Genomic DNA, 23,186 nt, shown 5'->3' with positions numbered 1-23,186 from the left:
GATCAGGTCACCTGATCGTCGGGGTTCCTTCCTCACCACCGGTCGTGAGGTCCGAGCCGGGAACGTGAGGGAGGACGACGCGGCCGCGGACCCGCACCCGATCCGGCGGCGCCTTCTTGCATGGACGGCTCCCCGAGTGTGCGCTGTCCACAGATCCCGGCTCGGCCGCCTGGTGGGTGTCGTGGACGCCGACCGTGCCCACATGCACCCCGCACTCCGCCTCGTCGCTGATCGTCAGTTCGGCGTCTTCACCGCCCGTGACGCTGTGGCGGCCGGCTACGCACCCGACGAGGTGCAGGGTGCCGTTGCCCGCCGGCGCTGGATGCGGGTCAGGCGTGGCGTCTACGCGGCCCGAGAGGTGGTCGAGGCCGTGGCCGACGACGCGGTGGCGGCGCACCGGCTGGCCTGCGCCGCGGTGCTGGTGCGGCTGGGTGGGCGGCCTGCGGTCAGTCACGCGTCGGCGGCGCGGGTGCAGGGGATGGTCGTGCCGGCCACGTGGGACGGGCGAATCCGGCTCACCGACGAAGCCCAGTGGCGCCGTGGCCGCGGGTACGAGGTCGCCGCCGCCTCGTTGCCGCCGTCCCACGTGGTGCCGCTGGGCGCGTTCCGTGCGACCGCGCCGGCCCGCACGCTGGTCGACTGCGCCAGGGAGTGGACCCTCGAGGACGCCGTCGTCGCGATGGACGCGGCTCTCAACGCGGAACTGCTCACGCCGGCTGCGTTGCAGGCGGCAGTCCTCGACCAGACCCACTGGGTGGGCATCGGCGACGCCGCCCGGGCGGCGGGGCTCGCGGACGGGCGCGCCGAGTCGCCGCTCGAGACGCTCGGGCGGCTGCGGATCATCGGCTCCGGCCTGCCGGTGCCCGAGCTGCAGGTGGAGATCCACGACGCGCGCGGTTTCGTGGCCCGTGTGGACGCCTGGTATGAGGAGGCCGCCGTGGCCGTGGAGTTCGACGGACAGGTGAAGTACACCGACCCTCGGGACGGGCGGTCGCCCGCTCTCGTGCACTGGGACGAGAAGCGGCGTGAGGACCGGGTCCGCGACCTCGACGTGCGGGTGGTCCGGGTGGCTCGCGCCGACCTCGGGCCGGGGTGGCGGCGCGTCGAGGAGCGGCTGCGCGCACTCCTCACGACACCGCTCACTGGTCCGCGCCGCTTCACCGCCGTCCGGCTCGGCGCGGCGTTGTCCCGGCCCGCCTGACCTGCGACTCGTCCTCCCTCACCGTTCCGGCCCCGACCTCACCTCCAGTCGTGAGGGAGGAGCCGCGACGATCAGGTCACCTGATCATTGCCAGCGCGCCGCCGAAGAGATCGCGGCACCCGGGAACACTCCACCGCGGGCTGCCGTTAGGGTGGGCAGGAAAGTTGAGTGGACCCCGCGCAAGGCGGACACCCGACTCCTCCACGGACCAGTACCACCCCGGAACACACGGAAGAGAGGCCAGCTCCATGGCTCGAGCGGTCGGTATCGACCTCGGCACCACCAACTCCGTCGTCACCGTCCTCGAGGGCGGCGAGCCGACGGTCATCGCGAACTCCGAGGGCTCGCGCACCACCCCGTCGGTCGTCGCGTTCGCCAAGAACGGCGAGGTCCTCGTCGGCCAGTCGGCCAAGAACCAGGCCGTGACCAACGTCGACCGCACCATCCGGTCGGTCAAGCGCCACATGGGCACCGACTGGAAGACCAACGAGATCGACGGCAAGCGCTACACGCCGCAGGAGATCAGCGCCCGCATCCTGCAGAAGCTGAAGCGGGACGCCGAGACCTACCTGGGCGAGCCGGTGACCGACGCGGTCATCACCGTCCCCGCCTACTTCGAGGACGCGCAGCGCCAGGCCACCAAGGAGGCCGGTGAGATCGCGGGCCTCAACGTCCTGCGCATCGTCAACGAGCCGACCGCGGCCGCGCTGGCCTACGGCCTGGACAAGGGCGAGACCGAGCAGACGATCCTCGTCTTCGACCTCGGTGGTGGCACCTTCGACGTCTCCCTGCTGGAGATCGGTGAGGGCGTCATCGAGGTGAAGGCCACCGCCGGTGACAACCACCTCGGTGGTGACGACTGGGACGAGCGGGTCGTCAAGCACCTGGTGCAGACCTTCAACGCCCAGAGCGGCATCGACCTGTCCAAGGACAAGCTGGCCATGCAGCGGCTCCGCGAGGCCGCCGAGAAGGCCAAGATCGAGCTGTCCGGCGCGCAGTCGACCAACGTCAACCTGCCCTACATCACCGCCGGCGCCGAGGGCCCGCTGCACCTGGACGTCACGATGACCCGTGCCGAGTTCCAGCGGCTGACCCAGGACCTGCTCGAGCGCACCCGCGCGCCGTTCAACCAGGCGATCCGGGACGCCGGCATCTCCGTCGGCCAGATCGACCACGTCGTCCTCGTCGGTGGCTCGACCCGCATGCCCGCCGTCACGGACCTCGTCCGGGAGATGACCGGCGGCAAGGAGCCCAACAAGGGCGTCAACCCCGACGAGGTCGTGGCCATCGGTGCCGCGCTGCAGGCCGGTGTCCTGCGCGGCGAGGTCAAGGACGTCCTGCTGCTCGACGTCACCCCGCTGTCCCTGGGCATCGAGACCAAGGGCGGGATCATGACCAAGCTCATCGAGCGCAACACCACGATCCCGACCAAGCGCTCGGAGATCTTCACGACGGCCGACGACAACCAGCCGTCCGTGCAGATCCAGGTCTTCCAGGGCGAGCGCGAGATGGCGATGTACAACAAGAAGCTCGGCATGTTCGAGCTGACCGGTCTGCCCCCGGCGCCGCGCGGCGTCCCGCAGATCGAGGTGGCCTTCGACATCGACGCCAACGGCATCGTCCACGTCCACGCCAAGGACCTCGGCACGGGCAAGGAGCAGTCGATGACCATCACCGGCGGCTCGGCCCTCCCCAAGGAGGACATCGAGCGGATGATGAAGGACGCCGAGGCGCACGCCGAGGAGGACAAGCGCCGCCGCGAGGAGGCCGAGACCCGCAACCTCGCCGAGTCGCTGCAGTACCAGACCGAGAAGTTCCTGGCCGAGAACGGTGACAAGATCCCGGCCGACAAGAAGGAGGAGCTCGGCGAGGCCCTCACCGAGCTGCGCTCGGCGCTGGGCGGCTCGGACATCGCGGCGATCAAGGCGGCCCAGGAGAAGGTCGCCCGGGTCTCCCAGGAGGTCGGCGGGGCGCTGTACGCGCAGCAGGCCGAGGCGGGAGCCGCGGGTGCCGGTGCCGCCGGTGACGCCGGCACGCCCGGCGGTGCGACCGGTGGGGCCACCGGTGCCACCGCGTCGGACGACGACGTGGTCGACGCCGAGATCGTCGACGAGGACAACGACCGCCGATGACGGACAGGGAAGAGGAGCCGCGGGTCGTCATCCGCGACAAGCGGCGCATCGACCCGACCAGCGGCACCGTGCGGGTGCCGGCCGGTGAGCAGCCGGCCGGCACCCGCCCCGCCGCGGATCCAGCAGGGGAGCAGATGAGCGAGCACGAGGCCACCGCCGACGGCGGACAGCCGACGGTGGTGGACGGCGACAGCGCCGGTGGTGACATGGTCCGCCAGCTGGCGGAACGCACCGAGGACCTCCAGCGGGTCACCGCGGAGTACGCGAACTACCGCCGCCGGGTCGACCGGGACCGCCAGCTCGTGGTGGACCAGGCCGCCGAGCGGTTCGCCACCCAGCTGTTCCCGATCGTCGACGACATCGAGCGGGCGCGTGACCACGGTGACCTGACCGGCGCCTTCAAGGTCGTGGCCGACCGCGTCCTGGGGCTGCTCGACGGCCTCGGCGTGGAGGCGTTCGGCAAGGCCGGTGACCCGTTCGACCCGGCGCTGCACGAGGCGGTCATGCACGACACCTCGGCCGACGTCCAGGTCCCGACCGCGACGACGGTGCTGCGGCAGGGTTTCCGCCGCGGCGACCGGGTGCTGCGGACGGCGATGGTCGCGGTCACCGACCCGGAGACCCCGGTGGTGGCCGCCTCCGCCGACGGCGCGACCGACGGGACCGTCCCCGCACAGCCGGGCGAGGGCCCGGCGTCCGACTGAGCCGGAGAGGGGGCGCCCGATGAGCACCCGGGACTTCATCGAGAAGGACTACTACGCCGCTCTGGGCGTCGCCCAGGACGCCGACGCGGCGGCCATCAAGAGGGCCTACCGGCAGCTGGCCCGTGACCTGCACCCGGACAAGAACCCGGGCAACGCGGACGCGGAGGCCCGGTTCAAGGACGTCTCCGAGGCCTACGACGTCCTCTCCGACCCCAAGCGGCGGGCCGAGTACGACGAGGCCCGCCGCCTGTTCGGGTCCGGCGGGGCGGGCGCGCGGGCCGGCTTCCCCGGCGGGTTCCCCGGTGGGGCGGGCGGCGGCCAGCCGTTCGACCTCGGTGACCTCTTCGGCGCCGCGGGCGGCGGCCGCGCCGGCGGTGCCGGTGGCGCCGGCGGGCTCGGCGACCTGTTCGGGGGTCTGTTCGGCGGTGGCGGCGGGGCCGGTTCGGCCCGGGCGCGCAGCCAGGCGGCGTCCGGCCCGGCCCGCGGCCAGGACGTCGAGACCGAGGCGACCCTCTCCTTCGAGGAGGCCATCCTCGGCGTGACGGTGCCGCTGCGGATGCAGAGCCCCGGCACCTGCCCGACCTGCTCGGGCTCCGGTGCCCGGCCGGGCACCAGCCCGCACACCTGTCCGGTGTGCCAGGGCGCCGGCGTGACCAGCCGCAGCCAGGGGGCGTTCGCCTTCTCCGAGCCGTGTCGCAACTGCCGCGGCACCGGCCAGGTCGTCGACGACCCCTGCCCGACCTGCGCCGGCAACGGCGTCACGAACCAGACCCGCACGATCACCGTGCGGATCCCGGCCGGCGTCAAGGACGGCCAGCGCATCCGGCTGGCCGGCAAGGGCGCGCCCGGGCGGCGCGGGGGCCCGGCCGGCGACCTGTTCGTCGTCGTCCACGTGTCCGAGCACGAGCTGTTCGGCCGCAAGGGCAACGACCTGACGCTAACCGTGCCGATCACCTTCGCCGAGGCCACCCTCGGGGCGACGCTGACCGTGCCCACGCTCGACGGCAACGTCACGCTCAAGGTCCCCGCAGGGACGGCGAGCGGGCAGACGCTCCGGGTGCGCGGGCGCGGCGTCCCCGGCAAGGGCCGGTCCGGCGACCTGCTGGTGACCGTCGAGGTCGCCGTGCCCAAGCGGCTCACACCCGCCGCGGAGGACGCCGTCAAGGTGCTCGAGGCCGAGCTCGGCGACCCCCGGCCGCGGATCACCGCCGCGGTGCAGCAGGAGGGGGGTGCGCGGTGAGTCTCCCGGCCGACGGCGGCCGCGAGCAGGTCGACGCGGGGCGCGCCGTCGCCGAGGACGCCCCGGTCTTCGTCATCTCGGTCGCCGCCGAGCTGGCCGGCATGCACGCCCAGACGCTGCGCCAGTACGACCGGCTGGGGCTGGTCAGCCCCGGCCGGACCCGGGGTGGTGGCCGGCGGTACAGCCCGCGGGACGTCGCACTGCTGCGCGAGGTGCAGCGGCTCTCCCAGGAGGACGGCGTCAACCTGGCCGGCATCAAGCGGATCATCGACCTGGAGTCGCAGGTCGAGGCGCTGCAGCAGCAGGTGCAGGAGCTGATCACCGAGGTGGAGGTCGCGCAGAGCCGGGCGATCGCGGCCGAGTCGGCCATCCGGGCCGGCTACGGGCGCGACCTGGTCCCGCTGCGGCCCGCCACCTCGGCGCTGGTCGTGTGGCGGCCCCGGGACGAGAGGTGACCGAGCGTGCGAGGTCACCCCGGGAGCGCGGCACCCTCGGGCACGGCCCCGACGAGCGCCGGCGAGGAGGTGTCGTGACGGCGGTCGACGCGCACGAGGCCTACGTGCGGGTGGAGCGGGAGATCGGCCTGCTGCTGCGCCGCTCCCGCGCCATCTCCGCCCGCCTGGCCCGCGAGCTGCACCCCGACCTGGACGGTGCCGCCTACGGGCTGCTGGCGCTGCTGCAGGACGCCGGTCCGCTGCGCGCCAGCGACCTGGTGGCCCGGCTGGGTCTGGACAAGAGCACGGTGAGCCGGCAGGTGTCCTCGCTGGTCAACCTGGGCCTGGTCTCCCGCGAGGCCGACCCCGCCGACGGGCGCGCCCAGGTGCTCAGCACGTCACCCGAGGGCGCGGCCCGGCTGTCCCGCATCCGGGACGCCCGCCGGGCTCGCTGGGAGGCCGACCTCTCGGACTGGCCGGCCGAGGACGTCGCCACGCTCGGCGAGCTGCTGGCCCGGCTCAACCGGCTCGGCGAGGCACGCGAGGCCGAGAACGGCTGAGAGAGGACCCCCTGCCCCCCGCCATTCGCAGGCTCGTGGCGGGACCTCAGGCAGCCGCCGACTCCTCACGACAGCGCCCCCGTACCCAGCTGGGTACGGGGGCGCTGTCGTCAGCAGGTCAGGCCGTCACGAGCCCGGGACCATCCAGCCGAGCACCGGCGTGGCCTGCAGCACCACGATCAGGCACATCAGCAGCAGGAGCAGCATGCTCCAGCCGAACACCTTCCGGAACAGCTCGCCCTCCCGGCCGGCCATGCCGACCGCCGCGGCCGCGATGGCCAGGTTCTGCGGGCTGACCATCTTGCCCATGACGCCGCCGGAGGAGTTGGCCGCGGCCAGCAGCACCGGGTCGAGGCCGGCGTTGGTCGCCGCCTGCACCTGCAGCGCGCCGAACAGGGCGTTGGCGGAGGTGTCCGAGCCCGTCACCGCGACGCCGATCCAGCCCAGGATGGGGGAGAGGAAGGCGAAGAAGCCGCCGGTCTCGGCCAGCAGCCGGCCGAGGTGGCTGGTCATGCCCGACTGGTTGAGCACGTAGGCCAGCGCGAGCACCGCCATGACGGTGACGATGGCCCACTTCAGCTCGCGGTAGGTGTCGACGTAGGCCTTCAGCCCCCGTGCCGGCGAGATCCGCAGGATCAGCATGGTGAGCAGGCCGGCGAAGATCATCAGGGTGCCGGCGGCGGGGAACCAGTTGAAGGTGAACGTCGTCGAGGACAGCTCGGTGTCCGAGCCGGCAGCGAAGACGTTCAGCCCCGGCCACGCGAACGACGTCGTCCACGGCGCCTGGGCCAGCGCCGCCTTCACCGGGCCGAGGTTGGCCAGCGCGAAGATGACGATGATGATCCCGTACGGGGCGTAGGCCTTGACGACCTCCGACCGGCTGTCGTCGACCACGGGCCGGTCGCCACCACCGACGGCGGGCGCGTGCGGGTCGCGCGGGGCCTGCTCGCCTGGGGCGTCGCCGAGCTGCTCGCCGGCAGTCGCGCCGACCCCGCCCCGGCCGCGGGAGCCGCCGGACCCGGCGGCCAGGGTGCCGTCGCCGCCGCCGGCCAGGGAGGCCGCGGTGACCGGCTCGTAGGCGGCCTTGCGCATGCGGACGACCGCGACGACGGCGGCCGCGGCGACGAGCGCGGCGATGATGTCGGTCAGCGGCACCGAGATGTAGTTCGCGGCGATGAACTGGGCGATGCCGAAGGCCAGACCACCGGCCAGCGCCTCGCGCCAGGTGTCGCGCAGCCCGCGCTTGCCGTCGACCACGAACACCAGCACCAGGGGCACGAACGCGGCCAGGATCGGCGTCTGCCGGCCGGCCATGGCGCCCAGGGTGTCGACGGTGAGCCGGGCGTCGTCGCTGACGCCGGAGGTCACCGTGGCCAGCGTGACGATCGGCGTGGCCAGCGCGCCGAACGCGACCGGGGCGGTGTTGGCGATCAGCGCCACTGCAGCTGCCTTCATCGGCTGGAAGCCCAGCGCCATGAGCATGACGACGCTGATGGCGACCGGGGTCCCGAAGCCGGCCAGCGCCTCGAGGAGGGCGCCGAAGCAGAAGGCGATGATGATCGCCTGGATCCGCTGGTCGGGGCTGACCTTCTCGAACGAGCGCCGCAGGACGTCGAAGTGCCCGGTGGCGACCGTCAGGTTGTAGACCCAGATCGCGTTGATGACGATCCACAGGATCGGGAAGAAGCCGAACGCGGCACCCTCGGACGCCGACAGCAGCGACTGCCCGACCGGCATCCGGAACGCCACGATGGCCAGGACGACCGCGACGGCCAGCGAGATGAGCCCGGCCATCCACGCCTTGACCTTCAGCGCGCCGAGGAGCACGAAGAGGGTGAGCAGCGGGATCGCGGCTACCAGTGCGCTCAGTGCGAGTGACCCACCGACGGGGTCGACGACCTGCTCGAACAACGGAGCTCCTTCCCTCGGCGGTGAGGGCGCGAGGCTGGGTGGGGGGACGTGGGGCGGTCCAGTGTGGGGTAGAGCCGGCCCCCCTGCGGGGTCCCGCTGCGAGCTCGCGAGCAGCAGGGGGGCCCTTTGTCACCCGTCCGTGGCGGAGGGTCGGGCCAGGGCGGTGCCGGGACCGGTGAGCGCGCGCTCGAGCAGGTCCTCGACGGGCACCCCGCGGATCGAGGCGTCGAGCACCTGGACGGTGTGCGCGACCGGCATCCGCTTGCCCATCCGGGCCAGCGTGGTCGCCACCTGCATCCAGCAGCCGGGGTTGGCGGTCACCATCAGGTCCGCCCCGGTGGCGAGGACGGCGGCCGCCTTGCGCTCCCCGAGCTCCCGTGCCGGTTCCGGCTGCAGCATGTTGTAGGTGCCGGCGCTGCCGCAGCACAGCTCGGCCTCGGTGAGCTGCTTGAGCTCGATGCCCGGGATGCCGCGCAGCACCTTCCGCGGCTCCTCGCGGATGCCCTGCGCGTGGGCCAGGTGGCAGGCGTCCTGGTAGGCCACGGTCATGGGCAGCGGGTGCCGCTCGGCGACCGGGCCGATCTCCACGATGAACTCGCTGATGTCCCGGGCCTTCTCGGCGAGCGCCTCGGCGCGCTCGGCCCACTCCGGCTCGTCGCGCAGCTGGTGTCCGTACTCCTTGACGTTCGAGCCGCAGCCGGCAGCGTTGAGGATGACGTAGTCGACCCCGGCCTGCTCGAAGGTCTCGATCGTCCGCTTGGCGAAGTCGAGGGCCTGCTCCTCGCGGCCGCCGTGGCCGGGCAGGGCGCCGCAGCAGCCCTGGCGCCTCGGCGTGATGACGTCGCACCCCTCGGCGGCCAGCACGCGCACGGTGGCGGCGTTGACGTCGGGGAAGAAGGTGCCCTGCACGCAGCCGGCCAGCAGCCCGACGACCGCCCGCCGCTGCCCCACGGCCGGCGTCCGCTCGGGGACGCGCTCCACCGGACCGAGCTTGGGCGCCAGCGACTCCATGGCCATCAACGGGCCCGGCAGCTTGCTCATCAGGCCGGTGCGGGTCAGCAGGCTGCCGAGCCGACTGGCCTGGTAGGCCCGCAGCGGCCCGCGGAGCACGCGCAGCCGCCGGGGGTAGGGGAACAGGTTGTAGATGAGGTCGCGGTAGAACTTCTCCGCCCGCGACCGCTGGTACCGCCGCTCGATCTGCGGGCGGGTGGCCTCGATGAGCTTGTCGTACTGGACCCCGGACGGGCAGGCGGTCACGCAGGCCATGCAGCCCAGGCACTGGTCGAAGTGCCGCACCATCGAGTCGTCGAGCGGCTCGCCCTCCAGCGCCTCCTTCATGAGGTAGATGCGCCCGCGGGGGCTGTCCATCTCCTCGCCCCACAGCACGTACGTGGGGCAGGTCGGCAGGCAGAACCCGCAGTGCACGCAGTCGCCGATGAGCGCGGGGTCCGGCGGGTGGTGGTCGTCGAAGGCCGGCTGCACGGCCTGCCGCGTACCCGGCAGGCCGAGCAGGGTCGAGGTCCCCACGGTGGCGGCCCCGGTGCCGGCCGGCAGGTCGATGTCCTGGCCGATGTCGAGCGGACGGCGCGCCCCGACGACCGAGGAGGGGGCCTCGTCGGCCGCCCGGACGGCCCCGGTGGGCGCTCCGGCCGGCAGGTCGGCGACCGAGTCGCGCACCGGGCCGACGTTCGGCGAGGCGCCGGGGGACCCGGGCGGGGGCGAGTCGCCCTGGTCGCGACTGCCCGGCGTGATCTCCGTCATCTACACCCCTCCGACGAACCGGCCCGGCGACATCCGCCGCTCGGGGTCGAACCTCTCCTTGACCCGCCGCATCAGGTCCAGCGAGTCGCCGACCGGACCCCAGTGGTCCAGGCGGTCGCGGACGGCGTCGGGCGCACGCAGGACCACCGCGGTCCCGTCGTGCGGCGCGATGGCGGCGCGCAGCCGGGGCAGCGCATCGGCCGCGTCGGCGGCCGGCACGGCCGCGTAGGACACCCCCGTGGCGGCGTGCGCGGCCACCGCCGTACCGGCAGGCAGCGCGGCCAGCACCGCGGACAGCGAGGCCGGCGCATAGGCGAGCCGCAGGAGCACGTCGTCCGCACCGCCGGGCCGCCGGCCGAGGTCCCCCGGCAGGTCCTCGGACTCCTCGCCGCCACCCAGCAGGGCGACGGCGGCCCGCGCCTGATCGGTCACCGACTCCGCGATCGACTCGAACAGCACGACCAGCCGGGCGGCACCCCCGGCGCTGCCGACCAGTTCCACGGCCGACGGGGTGAGCGTCGAGCGGGCCAGCGCGATCGACAGCGGCCCGGCGGCCGCCGCGTCCGGCAGCTCCAGCGTGACCACCCGGCGCGCAGGCGGCACCGGGTGCAGCCGCCAGGTGGTGGAGGCGACGACGCCGAGCGTCCCGTGCGCCCCGGTGAACAGCTTGCCGAGGTCGTACCCGGCGACGTTCTTGACGACCTTGCCACCCGCGTGGGCCACCGTGCCGTCGGCGAGGACGACGGTGATGCCGATGAGCAGGTCGCGGGTGGTGCCGTAGCGCAGGCGGCGCGGTCCCGACGCGTTCGCGCTCACGATGCCGCCCAGCGTGGCGCCGTCCTCGGGTGGGTCGAGTCCGAGCAGCTGGCCGGCCTCGCCGACCTGCGCCTGCAGGTCCGCGAGACGGACCCCGGCCTCGGCGACGACGGTGAGGTCGCCAGCCACGTGCTCGACGACCCGGTCCAGGCCGGTGAGGTCCACCAGCAGGTCGCACGACTCCGGCGGCGCGGCCCAGGTCAGCTTGCTGCGCCCGCCGACCGGCACGACGGTGCGCCCGTCCGCGGCCGCGGCCCGCAGGACCTCGGCGACCTCCTCGACCGTGCCCGGCCGGACGACCTCGCGCGGGACCACGCCCCCGACCGCGTCGCCGGCGTCCCCCGGCCGGTGAGCGGCGGTCACCGCGGTCATCAGAAGACCTCGCCCAGGCCGGCTGCCTGCACCGGGTGCTCGCCCTTGCGGACGCCGGGCCGCTCTCCGCACAACCGCGGGGTCGGGAAGACCTTGCCCGGGTTGGCGATGCCGTCGGGGTCGAACGCGCACCGCAGCAGCTGCATCGTGTCGAGGTCCTCGGCGGTGAACTGCTTGGCCATCTTCATGCGCTTCTCGCTGCCCACCCCGTGCTCGCCGGTGATCGAGCCGCCGGAGGTGACGCAGAGCTCGAGGATGTCGCCGGCCAGCTCCTCGGCCTCGTGCGCCTGGCCCTCGACCGCGTCGTCGAACAGCACGAGCGGGTGCAGGTTGCCGTCGCCCGCGTGGAAGACGTTGGCGACGCGGAGCCCCTTCTCGTCGGCCATGCGCTTCATCTCGGCCAGCACCTCGGGGAGCTTCGTGCGGGGGATGACGCCGTCCTGCACGAAGTAGCTCGGGCTGATCCGGCCGACCGCCGCGAACGCCGACTTGCGGCCCTTCCACATCAGCGCCCGCTCCGCGTCGTCGGGCGCGATGCGCGTCTCGAAGGCGTTGCGGGCCCGGGCGATGTCCTCGACCTGCTTGAACTGGGCCTCGACCTCGACCTGCGGGCCGTCGAGCTCGATGACCAGCACCGCCACCGCGCCCGCCGGGTAGCCGCAGCTCACCGCGGCCTCGGCGGCCTCGATGGCCAGGGCGTCCATCATCTCCACGGCGGCCGGCAGGATCCCGGCGGCGATGATGTCGCTGACCGTGCCGGCGGCGTCCTCGACCGAGGAGTAGCCGACCAGCATGGTCTGCACCGCCTCCGGCACCCGGATCAGCCGCAGGGTCAGCTCGGTGGCCACCCCCAGCGTGCCCTCGCTGCCGATGAAGGCGCCCAGCAGGTCGTAGCCGGGGTGTTCGGGAGCGCGCCCGCCCAGGTGGACGACCTCCCCGTCGGGCAGCACCACCTCGGCGCCGAGGACGTGGTTGACCGTGAAGCCGTACTTCAGGCAGTGCGCGCCCCCGGCGTTCTCGGCCACGTTCCCGCCGATGGAGCAGACCAGCTGGGACGACGGGTCGGGTGCGTAGGCCAGGTCGTAGGGCGCCGCGTCACGGGTGACCCACAGGTTGATGACCCCGGGCTCGACGGTGACCTGGCGGTTGTCCGCGTCCACCGGGGACAGCGCGCGCAACCGCGACAGCACCAGCAGGACGCCGTCGGCGCTCGGCAGCGCGCCGCCGGACAGGCCGGTGCCCGAGCCGCGTGCCACGAAGGGCACGCCGGCCTCGGCGCAGAGCCGGACGGTGTCGACGACGTGCTGCCGGCTCTCGGCCAGCACCACGATCGCCGGGGTGACCTTGAAGTTGGCCAGCCCGTCGCACTCGTAGGTACGGACCTGGGTGCGGTCGGTCAGCACCCGCTCGGTGCCGACCGCCGTCCGGAGCCGGTCGGCCAGCGCGGCGGTGCGATGGGAGACAGCCGGTTCGGCGATGGCGGTCATGGTGTCCTCACGGCATGCGCTCGTAGGCGGGCAGGGTCAGGAAGTCCGAGTACTCGTCGGCCACGGCCATCTCCAGGAACAGCGCGCGGGCGTCGTCCCAGCGGCCGGAGGCGAAGGAGTCGCCGCGGGACTCGGCGATCGACTGCATCTCCTCGTCGGTGAGGCGCTCGACCAGCTCGCGGGTGACCGGCTCGCCGTTCGAGAGCCGCACGCCGTTGTGCAGCCACTGCCAGACCTGGCTGCGGGAGATCTCCGCGGTGGCGGCGTCCTCCATGAGGTTGTTGATGCCGACCGCGCCGGAGCCGCGCAGCCACGACTCCACGTACTGGATCCCCACGCTGATGTTGGCCCGCAGCCCGGCCTCGGTGGCCTCGCCGGGAGTGGACTTCACGTCGAGCAGCTGAGCGGCGGTGACCTGGACGTCCTCCCGCAGGTTGTCCAGCTGGTTGGGCTTGTCGCCCAGCACCTTGTCGAAGACGTCCATCGCCGCCTGCACCATGCCGGGGTGGGCCACCCACGAGCCGTCGAAGCCGTCGTTGGCCTCGCGGGTCTTGTCCTCGGTGATCTTCTTGAAGGCGAACTCGTTGACCTCCGGGTCCTTGCTCGGGATGAACGCGGACATGCCGCCGATCGCGTGCGCGCCGCGCTTGTGGCAGGTCCGCACGAGCAGCTCGGTGTAGGCCCGCATGAAGGGCACAGTCATGCCGACCGAGTTGCGGTCCGGCAGGGTGAACTCCTCGCCCCGGGTCCGGAACGTCTTGATCACGCTGAACATGTAGTCCCAGCGGCCGGCGTTGAGTCCGGCGGAGTGCTCGCGCAGCTCGTAGAGGATCTCCTCCATCTCGAACGCCGCGGGGTAGGTCTCGATCAGGCAGGTGGCGCGGATGGTGCCGCGGGGGATGCCGAGGTGGTCCTGCGCCAGGTTGAAGGCGTCGTTCCACAGCCGCGCCTCGAGGTGGCTCTCCATCTTCGGCAGGTAGAAGTACGGGCCGCGGCCCTTGTCGATCTGCTTCTGGCCGCAGGCGGCCAGGTACAGCGCGAAGTCGACCAGGCTGCCGGAGGTCTGCTCGCCGTCGACGGTGATGTGCTTCTCCGGCAGGTGCCAGCCGCGGGGGCGCACGATGATGGTCGGGAGCTCGTCGTCCGGCCTGAGCTCGTACTTCTTGCCCTGCGGGCTGGTGAAGTCGATCGTGCGGTCGAGCGAGTCCATCAGGTTGAGAGGGCCGTTGACGACGTTCTCCCACAGCGGGGAGTTCGCGTCCTCCTGGTCGGCCAGCCAGCACCTGGCCCCGGAGTTCAGCGCGTTGATCGTCATCTTGCGGTCGGTCGGGCCGGTCATCTCCACCCGGCGGTCGACCAGGCCGGGCGCCGGGTCGGCCACCCGCCACGAGTCGTCTTCGCGGATCGACCGGGTCTCCTCGAGGAAGTCGAGGCTGGCGCCGTCGGCCAGCGCGCGGACCCGCTCCTGTCGCGCGGCGAGCCGCTCGAGCCGCCGCCCGTTCAGCTCGCGGTGGAGGAGGACGACGAGCTCGAGCGCCCGGGGGGTGAGGACCTCGTCGAACCGGTCACCCATGGGGCCGGTGATCTCGAGACCGTCCACGCCGGCGATGGTGCTCATGGTTCTCCCTGGAGTCGCTGTGCTGGGTCGCCGCCCGGTTCCGCAGAGCGGCAGGCGGGGGTACTGTGCATTCCGCATCGTGGAAGGCGATGTCTGATCATTGGAAAAGTAGTGGGGCCGGTCACCAGCGGTCAACCCGAGGACCCGCGGTCCGGAACCCCGACCGGGCGGAAACGAGGGGAGCGGGAGATGGCCGCTGGTGGGTCGGCGGAGGGCGTGCAGTCGCTGGACCGCGCCTTCCTGCTCCTCGAGCTCATGGCCGACGCCGGCGGCGAGGTGGCCATCAGCCGGCTGGCGGCCGACAGCGGCCTGGCCGTCTCCACGATCCACCGGCTGGTGCGCACCCTCGTGGGCCGCGGCTACGTGCGCCAGCTGCCCTCGCGGCGCTACGTCCTCGGGCCGCGGCTGATCCACCTGGGGGAGTTCGCGTCGCGGATGCTCGCCACGTGGGCCCAGCCCCACCTCACCCGGCTGGTCGACGTCATCGGGGAGACGGCGAACCTGGCCATGCTCGACGGCGACCGGGTCGTCTACGTCGCGCAGGTGCCGTCGCGGCACTCCATGCGGATGTTCACCGAGGTCGGTCGGCGGGTGCACCTGCACTGCACCGGCGTCGGCAAGGTGCTGCTGGCCCAGTTGCCCCCCGAGACGGCGCGCGAGCTGCTGGTCCAGGGCGGCATGCCCGCCCGCACGGAGCTCACCGTCACCGACCCCGACGAGCTGCTGCGCCAGTTGCCCACGATCGCCGACCAGGGCTACGCGGTCGACGACGGCGAGCAGGAGACCGGCGTCCGGTGCGTGGCGGTCCCCGTGCCCGGCGGCTCTGCGGCGGGGGCGATCTCCGTGTCCGGCCCGGCCGGGCGGCTGGGGCTGGACGCGGTGTCCCGTGCGGTGCCGCTGCTGCAGTCGGCGGCGGCCGCGCTGGCCACCGAGCTCGGACGCGACGGCGGTCGCCCGGCCGGCTGACCTGGGGAGCACCCGCCACGGCCCAGTTGCAGACAGCAACCAACTGGACGTATGGTTGCTGTCTGCAAGTACTTCCTGCGGCGAGGAACCCCGTGCCCATCACCCCCGAGACCCGTGACCGGCTCACCTCCGGCGTGGTCCGCGTCATCCGCAGCGGACGCCACCTGAGCGTCCGCGCCGCGGACGTCCTCCACGGCGACCTGCCCTCGTCCGGCTGGGCGCTGCTGGTGCCCCTGGAGCAGGACGGCGAGCAGCGCTGCAGCGCCCTGGCGGTACGGGCCGGCGTCGACGTCTCCGTCGCCAGCCGGCAGCTGGCGACGCTCGAGCGGGCCGGCTACGTCGAGCGCCGTCCCGACCCGCACGACGGCCGGGCCAGCCTGATGCACCTCACCGACGAGGGCACCCGTGCCCTGGCCGTCACCCGCGCCCTGCGCGCCGAGTGGGCCGCCGCCGCACTGGCCGACTGGGACGAGGACGACGCGCGGCTGCTGTCCGGGCTGCTGGAGCGGCTCGCGACCGACCTCGACCGGGCGCCCGCCGCCGTCCACCCCGCCGCCTCGTGACCCGCGGCCGCCTCGCGCCACCCACCCACCGCACCAGCCAGTCCAGGAGAACCGTGGCCACCACCACCCGCGACGACCGCACCGCGGTCGTCCCCACCCCGGCGCCCGCCGAGGTCGTCCCTGCCGAGCAGCAGGGCCGGATGACCCACCGCCAGATCCTCTCGGCGCTGTCCGGGATGTTGCTGGCGATGTTCGTGGCGTTCCTGTCCTCGACGGTCGTGTCGAACGCCCTGCCGACGATCATCACCGAGCTGCGCGGCACGCAGGGCCAGTACACCTGGGTGGTCACCGCGACGCTGCTGGCCTCGACGGCCTCGACCCCGATCTGGGGCAAGCTGGCGGACCTGTACAGCAAGAAGCTGCTGATCCAGATCTCGATCGTCGTGTTCATCGTCGGCTCGATGTTGGCGGGCCTGGCCCAGTCGGTCGAGACGCTGATCGCCTGGCGGGTGCTGCAGGGGCTCGGGCTCGGTGGCATCCAGGCGCTCGTGCAGATCGCGATGGCCGCGATGATCAGCCCGCGCGAGCGGGGCCGGTACTCCGGTCTCATCGGCGCCGTCATGGCGGTGGCCACGGTCGGTGGTCCGCTGATCGGCGGCCTGCTCGTCGACACCAGCTGGCTGGGCTGGCGCTGGTGCTTCTACGTCGGCGTGCCGTTCGCCGTGGTCGCGCTGGTGCTGCTGCAGCGCACGCTGCACCTGCCGGTGACCCGGCGCGCCGTCCGCATCGACTACCTGGGCGCCGCGTTCCTCTCCGCCGGCGTCTCCGCGCTGCTCATCTGGGTCACCCTGGCCGGCGGCACCTTCGCGTGGGCGTCGACCGAGACGGCGCTGTTCGTCGGGGGCGGGCTGCTGGCCGTCGCCGCGTTCGTGGTCACCGAGCTGCGCGCGCCCGAGCCGATCGTCCCGCTGCGGCTGTTCCGCGACCGGACGACGACGCTGTCCATCCTGGCCAGCATCGCGATCGGTGTGGCGATGTTCGGGTCGTCGGTCTTCCTCGGCCAGTACCTGCAGATTTCCCGCGGCTACTCGCCGACCGCCGCGGGTCTGCTGACCCTCCCGATGGTGGGCGGGCTGCTGCTCTCCTCGACCGTGTCCGGCATCCTCATCACCCGCTCCGGGCGCTGGAAGGGGTACCTGGTCGCCGGCTCGCTGCTCGTCGTCGTCGGCTTCGCGCTGCTCGGCACGGTCGACCACGAGACGGACATGGTGCTGCTGGGCGCCTTCCTGTTCGTCCTCGGCGTCGGCATCGGCATGACCATGCAGAACCTGGTCCTCGCCGTGCAGAACACCGTCGCCGCCCGTGACCTGGGCGCGGCCAGCTCGGCGGTCGCGTTCTTCCGCAGCCTGGGCGGCACCATCGGCGTCGCCGTCCTCGGGGCGGTGCTCGACTCCCGCGTCGGCCAGCTCACCGCGCAGGGCCTGGCCGGGGTGCCGGGTGCGGCGCAGGGGTCCGGTGGGGCCGGTCTGGCCGACCTCGCGGACGCGCCGCCCGCCGTCCGGGCGCTCATCGCGGCTGCCTACGGGGACGCGACCGGGCGGATCTTCGCCGTCTCGGCCGTGGTCGCGGTGGTGGCGGTCGTGGCCATCGTCTTCATCCGCGAGGTGGCCCTGCGGACCGAGAGCGGCGACGAGCGGCTGCAGACCGAGTCGGCCTGAGAACCGGCCCGTCCTCCCACCCTCCGCAGGCTCGCGGCGGGGCCCGCGGGAGCCGGGGGCTACGGTGCGCCGGTGAGCGACGCGTCCCGGCTGCTGCTGGTGGTCAACCGCGCGGCCGGCTCGGCCGGGGACGACGCGGTCGAGGCCGCGGTGCGCGTGCTGCGCGCGGGCGCCGACGTCGAGGTGGTCGCGACCGGGTCGGCGGCCGAGCTGGACGCCGCGGTCGCCGACCGGGACGGACGCCGGCTCGTCGTGCTGGGGGGCGACGGCTCGGTGCACGCCGTGGCGCGGGCCCTGGACCGGGCCGGCGCGCTGGACCCCGCCGAGCCGGTGGGCATCGTGGCCCGCGGCACCGGCAACGACCTCGCGCGGACCCTGGGGCTGCCCCTCGACCCGGAGGAGGGGGCGGCCGCCGTCCTCGCCGGCCGGCCCCGGCCGCTGGACCTGCTCGACGACGACGCCGGGGGGCTGGTGGTGAACGCGGTGCACGGGGGGGTCGGGGCGCGGGCCGGGGCTCAGGCCGACCGGCTCAAGGAACGGCTCGGCGTGGCCGCCTACCCGGTGGGCGCGGCGCTGGCGGGGGTGAGCAGCCCCGGCTGGCCGCTGCGCGTCGAGGTCGACGGCCGGGTCGCCACGCATCCCGACGAGGGCTGGGCGGCCGACGGCACGTGCGACGTGCTGATGCTCGGGGTCTGCACGGGCCGCTCCATCGGCGGCGGGACGCCGCTGGCCCCGCAGGCCGAGCCGGACGACGGGCTGGCCGACGTGGTGGTCTCGGTCGCGACCGGGCCGGTCGCCCGGGCCGCCTTCGCGACGGCGCTGACCACCGGCGACCACGTCGACCGGCCCGACGTCCTGGTGCTGCGGGGACGCCGGGTGTCCGTCACCGGGGGCCCGGTCGACCTCGACGCGGACGGCGAGGTCGAGGAGGGCGTCCCGGCGCGGACCTGGCGGGTCCGGCAGCACGGCTGGTCGGTGCTCGTGCCGCCGCACTGACCTTCGTCAGGCTCCCCGCCGGGGCCTGCCTCAGCTCTCCAGGGACGCGTCCAGGCTGATCTCGTCGACGCCGGCCAGCGCCTTGCTCACCGGGCAGCCGGCCTTGGCCGCCTGCGCGGCCTGCTCGAACCCGGCGGCGTCGAGGCCCTCGACCTCACCGCGGACGGTGATCGCGATCTTCGTGATGTGCGGACCGCCGTCCTTCTGGCCCAGCGTGACGTCCGCGGAGACCTCCAGGGACTGCGGGGTGCCGCCGGCCTTGGCGATCTCGTTGGACAGGGCCATCGCGAAGCAGGACGAGTGCGCCGCCGCGATGAGCTCCTCGGGGCTGGTCGTGCCGTCGGCCTCCTCGGCCGCGCGCTTGGGGAACGACACCTCGTAGGTGCCGACCTTCGAGCTGGACAGCTCGACCTGGCCGGAGCCCTCCTGCAGGGTGCCGTTCCAGGCGGTGCGAGCGGTACGGGTGGGCATGGGTCCTCCTCCTCGGGACGGGTGTGTCGCGGGTGCGCTACCCCGGTCCGTCGTGGACAACCCGACTCCGGGTCAGTTGGTGGTGACCCGCTCGGTGACCAGGTTGAGCTTGGCCTTGAGGTCGGCGAACTCGGCACGGTCGAGGTCGAGCGCGCAGATGATCTCCTCGGAGATGGCGTCGGCCTTGTCCCGCAGCGCCCGCCCGGCGTCGGTCAGCGCGATGGCGACAGAGCGCTCGTCCTCCACCCGGCGGTGGCGGGTGACCAGGCCCGCGGTGGTGAGCCGCTTGAGCAGCGGGGACAGCGTGCCGCTGTCCAGCGAGAGGCGGGCGCCCAGTTGACCGACGGTCTGGTTGTCCTCCTCCCACAGCAGCATCATCACGAGGTACTGCGGATAGGTGAGTCCGATGGCGTCGAGCAGCGGGCGGTAGCGCGCGGTCAACGCCCGGGAGGCGGCGTAGAGCGCGAAGCACAACTGGTCCTCGAGGACCGCGCTCGGAGCCGGGAGACGCGTCATTCTCCAGATTCTAGGCCCCCGGGCCCCGGGGTACGGGGGTTGCTCCTCGACCTGCCCCACACTGGTGACCAGGTCGTGCCCTGCACGGCGCGGACGCAGTGAGGTTGAGCGGAACAGACTCAACCCTGCGGTCGTTGGACCACTCGACACCAGCTGGCCGGCCTGTCCGGCCCCACCCGAGAGGACCGACCCCACAGACCATGCAGAGCAAGCTGACCACCCGTTCGCAGGAGGCCGTCACCGCCGCCCAGCGGCTGGCGGTCGACCGCGGCCAGGCCGCACTGGAGCCCCTGCACCTGCTCGCCGCGCTGCTCGAGCAGACCGACGGCATCGCCGGCCCGCTGCTCAAGGCCGTGGGAGCCGACGTCGCCGACGTCCGGGCCAAGACCGACGCCGCCCTACGGCGGATGCCGAGCGTGAGCGGTGCGACCGTGCCCGCCCCCGCGCCGTCCCGCGAGCTGCTCCGCGTGCTCAATGCCGCGGGGGAGCAGGCGAGCGCCCTGGGCGACGAGTTCGTGTCCACCGAGCACCTGCTGGTGGGCCTGGCCGGCTCCGACGGCGAGGCGGGCGCGGTGCTCACCAGCGCCGGCGCCACCCGCGACGCCCTGCTGGCCGCCTTCCGCACGGTCCGCGGCAACCGCAAGGTGACCACCGCCGACCCGGAGAGCACCTTCCAGGCGCTGGAGAAGTACGCCGTCGACCTCACCGAGCGGGCCCGCGAGGGCAAGATCGACCCGGTCGTCGGCCGCGACACCGAGATCCGCCGCGTCGTGCAGGTGCTGTCCCGGCGCACCAAGAACAACCCGGTGCTGATCGGCGAGCCCGGCGTCGGCAAGACGGCGATCGTCGAGGGCCTGGCCCAACGCATCGTCGCCGGCGACGTCCCGGAGAGCCTCAAGGGCAAGCGGCTGATGGCGCTGGACCTGGCCAGCATGGTCGCCGGCGCCAAGTACCGCGGTGAGTTCGAGGAGCGGCTCAAGGCCGTCCTGCAGGAGATCGCCGAGTCCGAGGGTGAGGTCGTCACCTTCATCGACGAGCTGCACACCATCGTCGGCGCCGGCGCCACCGGCGACTCGGCCATGGACGCCGGCAACATGATCAAGCCGATGCTGGCCCGCGGTGAGCTGCGGATGGTCGGGGCCACCACCCTCGACGAGTACCGCGAGCACATCGAGAAGGACCCGGCGCTGGAGCGCCGCTTCCAGCAGGTCTTCGTCGGCGAGCCCTCGGTCGAGGACACGATCGGCATCCTGCGCGGCCTCAAGGAGCGCTACGAGGTCCACCACGGCGTCCGGATCACCGACGCCGCGATCGTCGCCGCCGCGACGCTGTCGGACCGCTACGTCACCGCCCGGTTCCTGCCGGACAAGGCGATCGACCTGGTCGACGAGGCCGCCAGCCGGCTGCGGATGGAGATCGACAGCCGGCCGGTCGAGGTCGACGAGGTCGAGCGCGCCGTCCGCCGGCTGGAGATCGAGGAGATGGCGCTGTCCAAGGAGGACGACCCCTCCTCGGTCGAGCGGCTGGTTGCGTTGCGCGCGGACCTGGCCGACAAGCGCCAGCAGCTGGACGAGCTGACCGCCCGCTGGCAGCAGGACAAGAGCGCGATCGTCCGCATCCAGCAGATCAAGGAGGAGCTGGAGCGGGCCCGCCTGGAGGCCGAGCGCGCCGAGCGGGACGGCGAGCTGGCCAAGGTCGCCGAGCTCCGCTACGGCCGGCTGCCGCAGCTGGAGAAGGCGCTGGCCGACGCCGAGGCCTCGGTCGAGACCGGTGACTCGATGCTCAAGGAGGAGGTCGGCCCCGACGACATCGCCGAGGTCGTCCAGGCCTGGACCGGCATCCCGGCCGGGCGGCTGCTCGAGGGCGAGACCCAGAAGCTGCTGCGGATGGAGGACGAGCTGGGCCGGCGCGTCGTCGGCCAGCCCGACGCCGTCCGTGCGGTCTCCGACGCCGTCCGCCGGGCGCGCTCCGGCGTGGCCGACCCGAACCGGCCGACCGGGTCCTTCCTGTTCCTCGGCCCGACCGGCGTCGGCAAGACCGAGCTGGCCAAGGCGCTGGCGGAGTTCCTGTTCGACGACGAGCGGGCGATGGTCCGCATCGACATGAGCGAGTACTCCGAGAAGCACTCGGTGGCCCGGCTGGTCGGCGCCCCGCCCGGCTACGTCGGCTACGAGTCCGGCGGCCAGCTCACCGAGGCGGTGCGCCGGCGGCCCTACACCGTCGTGCTGTTCGACGAGGTCGAGAAGGCCCACCAGGACGTCTTCGACGTGCTGCTCCAGGTGCTGGACGACGGCCGGCTGACCGACGGCCAGGGCCGCACGGTGGACTTCCGGAACACCATCCTGATCCTGACCTCGAACCTCGGCTCGCACCTGATCGCCGACCAGTCGATCCCGGAGGAGCGTCGCCGCCAGGCGGTCATGGAGGTGGTCCGGCAGCACTTCAAGCCGGAGTTCCTCAACCGGCTGGACGACGTCGTGGTGTTCCACGCGCTGGGCAGCGAGGAGCTGGCCGGCATCGTCGACATCCAGGTGGGCGTGCTCGCCCGCCGGCTGGCCGCCCGCCGGCTCACGCTGCGGGTCACCGACGCCGCGCGCGAGTGGCTGGCGCTCAACGGGTTCGACCCGGTCTACGGCGCCCGCCCGCTGCGCCGGCTGGTGCAGTCGGCGATCGGCGACCAGCTGGCCAGGGCCCTGCTGTCCGGTGAGGTCCGGGACGGCGACGAGGTCGTCGTCGACGCCCCGGAGGACCTCGCCGAGGAGGGCCTGACGGTCCGCCGCGGCTGAGCGAGGACCCCGTCCTCCGCACCGTCGAAGGGCCCCGTCCTCCCCACCCTCCGCACGCTCGGGGCGGGACCCGGGACGGGGCCACGGCGAGCCTCTGGACGGGGCCAGCGGGTCCCTGGAGGAGGGCCGTCACCGGGCCCGCCGTCCCCGCCGGGACGGCGGGCCCGGTGCCGTCTCCATCGATCAGGTCTCGATCGCCTTCCGGCCCTGGCCGGTGTCGGCGGGGTGGGTGATCATCGCGGCAGGGACTCGACCGCGAGCAGGGAGTACGCGATGACGTCAGGGCAGGGCGGCCAGGGCGGCCAGGACCCCCAGCAGGGGTGGCAGCCGCCGCAGGATCAGCCGGGCTGGCAGGCGCCGCCCCAGCAGGGCTGGCAGAACCCGCCGCCGCAGCAGGGCTGGCAGGACCCCCAGCAGGGCTGGCAGGGGCAGCCGCCGTACGGCTACGCCGCCGCTCCGTCGGCGCCCGGGCACGGCTTCTCGCCGGAGGCGCCCGAGCGGCCGACGACGGTGCGGGTCGGCGTCGGGGCCTTCATGGCCACGCTCATCCTGGGCCTCATCGCCTCGCTGGTGCAGTTCTCCAGCCTCGATGGTCTCGTCGCCCAGACGGTGGCCACGGCGAACGACCCGGTGATCACCGAGGACGTCGTCCGGGCCGGTCTGGTCGTCGGTGTGGTGATCGGGTTGCTGCTGGTCGGCCTCGAGGCACTGTTCATCTGGTTCGCCTGGAAGGGCCGCAACTGGGCGCGGATCGTGCTCATCGTGCTGGGCGGGCTCAGCGCCGTCTTCGGCCTGGCCGGCCTGGGCACGGCCACGGCCAGCACCGGCTTCCTCGACTCGCTGTCGGTCATCTCGTTGCTGCTGACGATCGTCGGGGTCGTCGCGTTGGCGCTGCGGCCGTCCAGCGAGTGGTACCGGGCGATGACCGCCCGCCGGCAGGCCGGACTGCGCTGACCGCTCGTTACGGAATCGATACCGAGGGAGTGAACCCGTA

General features: G+C 73.3%; 19 protein-coding genes. 12 read left to right on the top strand and 7 right to left on the bottom strand.

The features are described 5' to 3' along the window. Positions 1-181 precede the first annotated feature (181 nt). The 6 genes from GOBS_RS23550 (at position 182) to GOBS_RS23525 (ending at position 6,271) form a co-directional block, all read left to right on the top strand. On the top strand, positions 182-1,201 hold the full coding sequence (locus GOBS_RS23550) for a type IV toxin-antitoxin system AbiEi family antitoxin domain-containing protein (RefSeq protein WP_012950768.1): 1,020 nt from the start codon (positions 182-184) through the stop codon (positions 1,199-1,201). Positions 1,202-1,449: 248 nt separating this feature from the next. Beyond that, entirely contained in the window at positions 1,450-3,333 is a 1,884-nt protein-coding gene (dnaK, locus tag GOBS_RS23545; RefSeq protein WP_012950767.1) for a molecular chaperone DnaK, read from the top strand. Continuing rightward, complete coding sequence (grpE, locus tag GOBS_RS23540) at positions 3,330-4,037, top strand: nucleotide exchange factor GrpE (RefSeq protein ID WP_012950766.1); 708 nt, start codon at positions 3,330-3,332, stop codon at positions 4,035-4,037. The genes dnaK and grpE overlap by 4 nt, the downstream gene beginning before the upstream one ends. 19 nt (positions 4,038-4,056) lie before the next feature. Next, complete coding sequence (gene dnaJ / locus GOBS_RS23535) at positions 4,057-5,277, top strand: molecular chaperone DnaJ (protein WP_012950765.1); 1,221 nt, start codon at positions 4,057-4,059, stop codon at positions 5,275-5,277. Further along, a complete protein-coding gene (locus tag GOBS_RS23530) occupies positions 5,274-5,732 on the top strand; it encodes a heat shock protein transcriptional repressor HspR (RefSeq protein WP_012950764.1) in 459 nt (152 codons plus the stop codon). The genes dnaJ and GOBS_RS23530 overlap by 4 nt, the downstream gene beginning before the upstream one ends. Before the next feature lie 74 nt (positions 5,733-5,806). Continuing rightward, on the top strand, positions 5,807-6,271 hold the full coding sequence (locus GOBS_RS23525; protein ID WP_012950763.1) for a MarR family winged helix-turn-helix transcriptional regulator: 465 nt from the start codon (positions 5,807-5,809) through the stop codon (positions 6,269-6,271). A gap of 126 nt (positions 6,272-6,397) precedes the next feature. On the opposite strand, the gene GOBS_RS23520 is transcribed toward GOBS_RS23525, so the two are convergent. The 5 genes from GOBS_RS23520 to aceB form a co-directional block, all read right to left on the bottom strand. Then, a complete protein-coding gene (locus GOBS_RS23520) occupies positions 6,398-8,182 on the bottom strand; it encodes an L-lactate permease (protein WP_012950762.1) in 1,785 nt (594 codons plus the stop codon). Positions 8,183-8,311: 129 nt separating this feature from the next. Then, a complete protein-coding gene (glcF, locus tag GOBS_RS23515; RefSeq protein ID WP_012950761.1) occupies positions 8,312-9,943 on the bottom strand; it encodes a glycolate oxidase subunit GlcF in 1,632 nt (543 codons plus the stop codon). After that, the gene (locus GOBS_RS23510; RefSeq protein ID WP_012950760.1) at positions 9,944-11,131 is read right to left on the bottom strand and encodes an FAD-binding oxidoreductase; all 1,188 of its coding nucleotides are present in this window, start codon (positions 11,129-11,131) and stop codon (positions 9,944-9,946) included. Then, positions 11,131-12,618, bottom strand: a complete 1,488-nt coding sequence (locus GOBS_RS23505) for an FAD-linked oxidase C-terminal domain-containing protein (RefSeq protein WP_012950759.1) — start codon at positions 12,616-12,618, stop codon at positions 11,131-11,133. Before GOBS_RS23505 ends, GOBS_RS23510 begins: the two co-directional genes overlap by 1 nt. 7 nt (positions 12,619-12,625) lie before the next feature. Continuing rightward, the gene (gene aceB / locus GOBS_RS23500) at positions 12,626-14,236 is read right to left on the bottom strand and encodes a malate synthase A (protein ID WP_012950758.1); all 1,611 of its coding nucleotides are present in this window, start codon (positions 14,234-14,236) and stop codon (positions 12,626-12,628) included. A 189-nt stretch (positions 14,237-14,425) separates the two neighbouring features. Here aceB and GOBS_RS23495 point away from each other — a divergent pair, with 189 nt between their 5' ends. From GOBS_RS23495 to GOBS_RS23480, 4 genes are all read left to right on the top strand, one after another. Beyond that, a complete protein-coding gene (locus GOBS_RS23495) occupies positions 14,426-15,202 on the top strand; it encodes an IclR family transcriptional regulator (RefSeq protein ID WP_012950757.1) in 777 nt (258 codons plus the stop codon). 92 nt (positions 15,203-15,294) lie between these two features. Further along, the gene (locus tag GOBS_RS23490; protein WP_012950756.1) at positions 15,295-15,765 is read left to right on the top strand and encodes a MarR family winged helix-turn-helix transcriptional regulator; all 471 of its coding nucleotides are present in this window, start codon (positions 15,295-15,297) and stop codon (positions 15,763-15,765) included. A 53-nt stretch (positions 15,766-15,818) separates the two neighbouring features. After that, on the top strand, positions 15,819-17,423 hold the full coding sequence (locus GOBS_RS23485) for an MDR family MFS transporter (protein ID WP_012950755.1): 1,605 nt from the start codon (positions 15,819-15,821) through the stop codon (positions 17,421-17,423). Positions 17,424-17,495: 72 nt separating this feature from the next. Next, on the top strand, positions 17,496-18,419 hold the full coding sequence (locus GOBS_RS23480) for a diacylglycerol/lipid kinase family protein (protein ID WP_012950754.1): 924 nt from the start codon (positions 17,496-17,498) through the stop codon (positions 18,417-18,419). Positions 18,420-18,449: 30 nt separating this feature from the next. Here the strand turns inward: GOBS_RS23480 and GOBS_RS23475 are convergent, their stop codons facing one another. Continuing rightward, positions 18,450-18,890, bottom strand: coding sequence for an OsmC family peroxiredoxin (locus GOBS_RS23475; RefSeq protein WP_012950753.1), 441 nt, complete (start codon positions 18,888-18,890; stop codon positions 18,450-18,452). A 72-nt stretch (positions 18,891-18,962) separates the two neighbouring features. Continuing rightward, positions 18,963-19,406 carry a MarR family winged helix-turn-helix transcriptional regulator gene (locus GOBS_RS23470; protein ID WP_012950752.1) on the bottom strand — a complete coding sequence of 148 codons (444 nt, stop codon included), beginning with the start codon at positions 19,404-19,406 and terminating at the stop codon, positions 18,963-18,965. A 200-nt stretch (positions 19,407-19,606) separates the two neighbouring features. Here GOBS_RS23470 and clpB point away from each other — a divergent pair, with 200 nt between their 5' ends. Then, complete coding sequence (clpB, locus tag GOBS_RS23465; protein ID WP_012950751.1) at positions 19,607-22,192, top strand: ATP-dependent chaperone ClpB; 2,586 nt, start codon at positions 19,607-19,609, stop codon at positions 22,190-22,192. Positions 22,193-22,465: 273 nt separating this feature from the next. Continuing rightward, a complete protein-coding gene (locus GOBS_RS23460; RefSeq protein WP_012950750.1) occupies positions 22,466-23,146 on the top strand; it encodes a hypothetical protein in 681 nt (226 codons plus the stop codon). Positions 23,147-23,186 lie beyond the last annotated feature (40 nt).

It is taken from the genome of Geodermatophilus obscurus DSM 43160 (assembly GCF_000025345.1).
GTDB lineage: Bacteria > Actinomycetota > Actinomycetes > Mycobacteriales > Geodermatophilaceae > Geodermatophilus > Geodermatophilus obscurus.
Note: the sequence above shows the minus strand (reverse complement) of the source record. Positions and strands in the feature narration are given on the sequence as shown.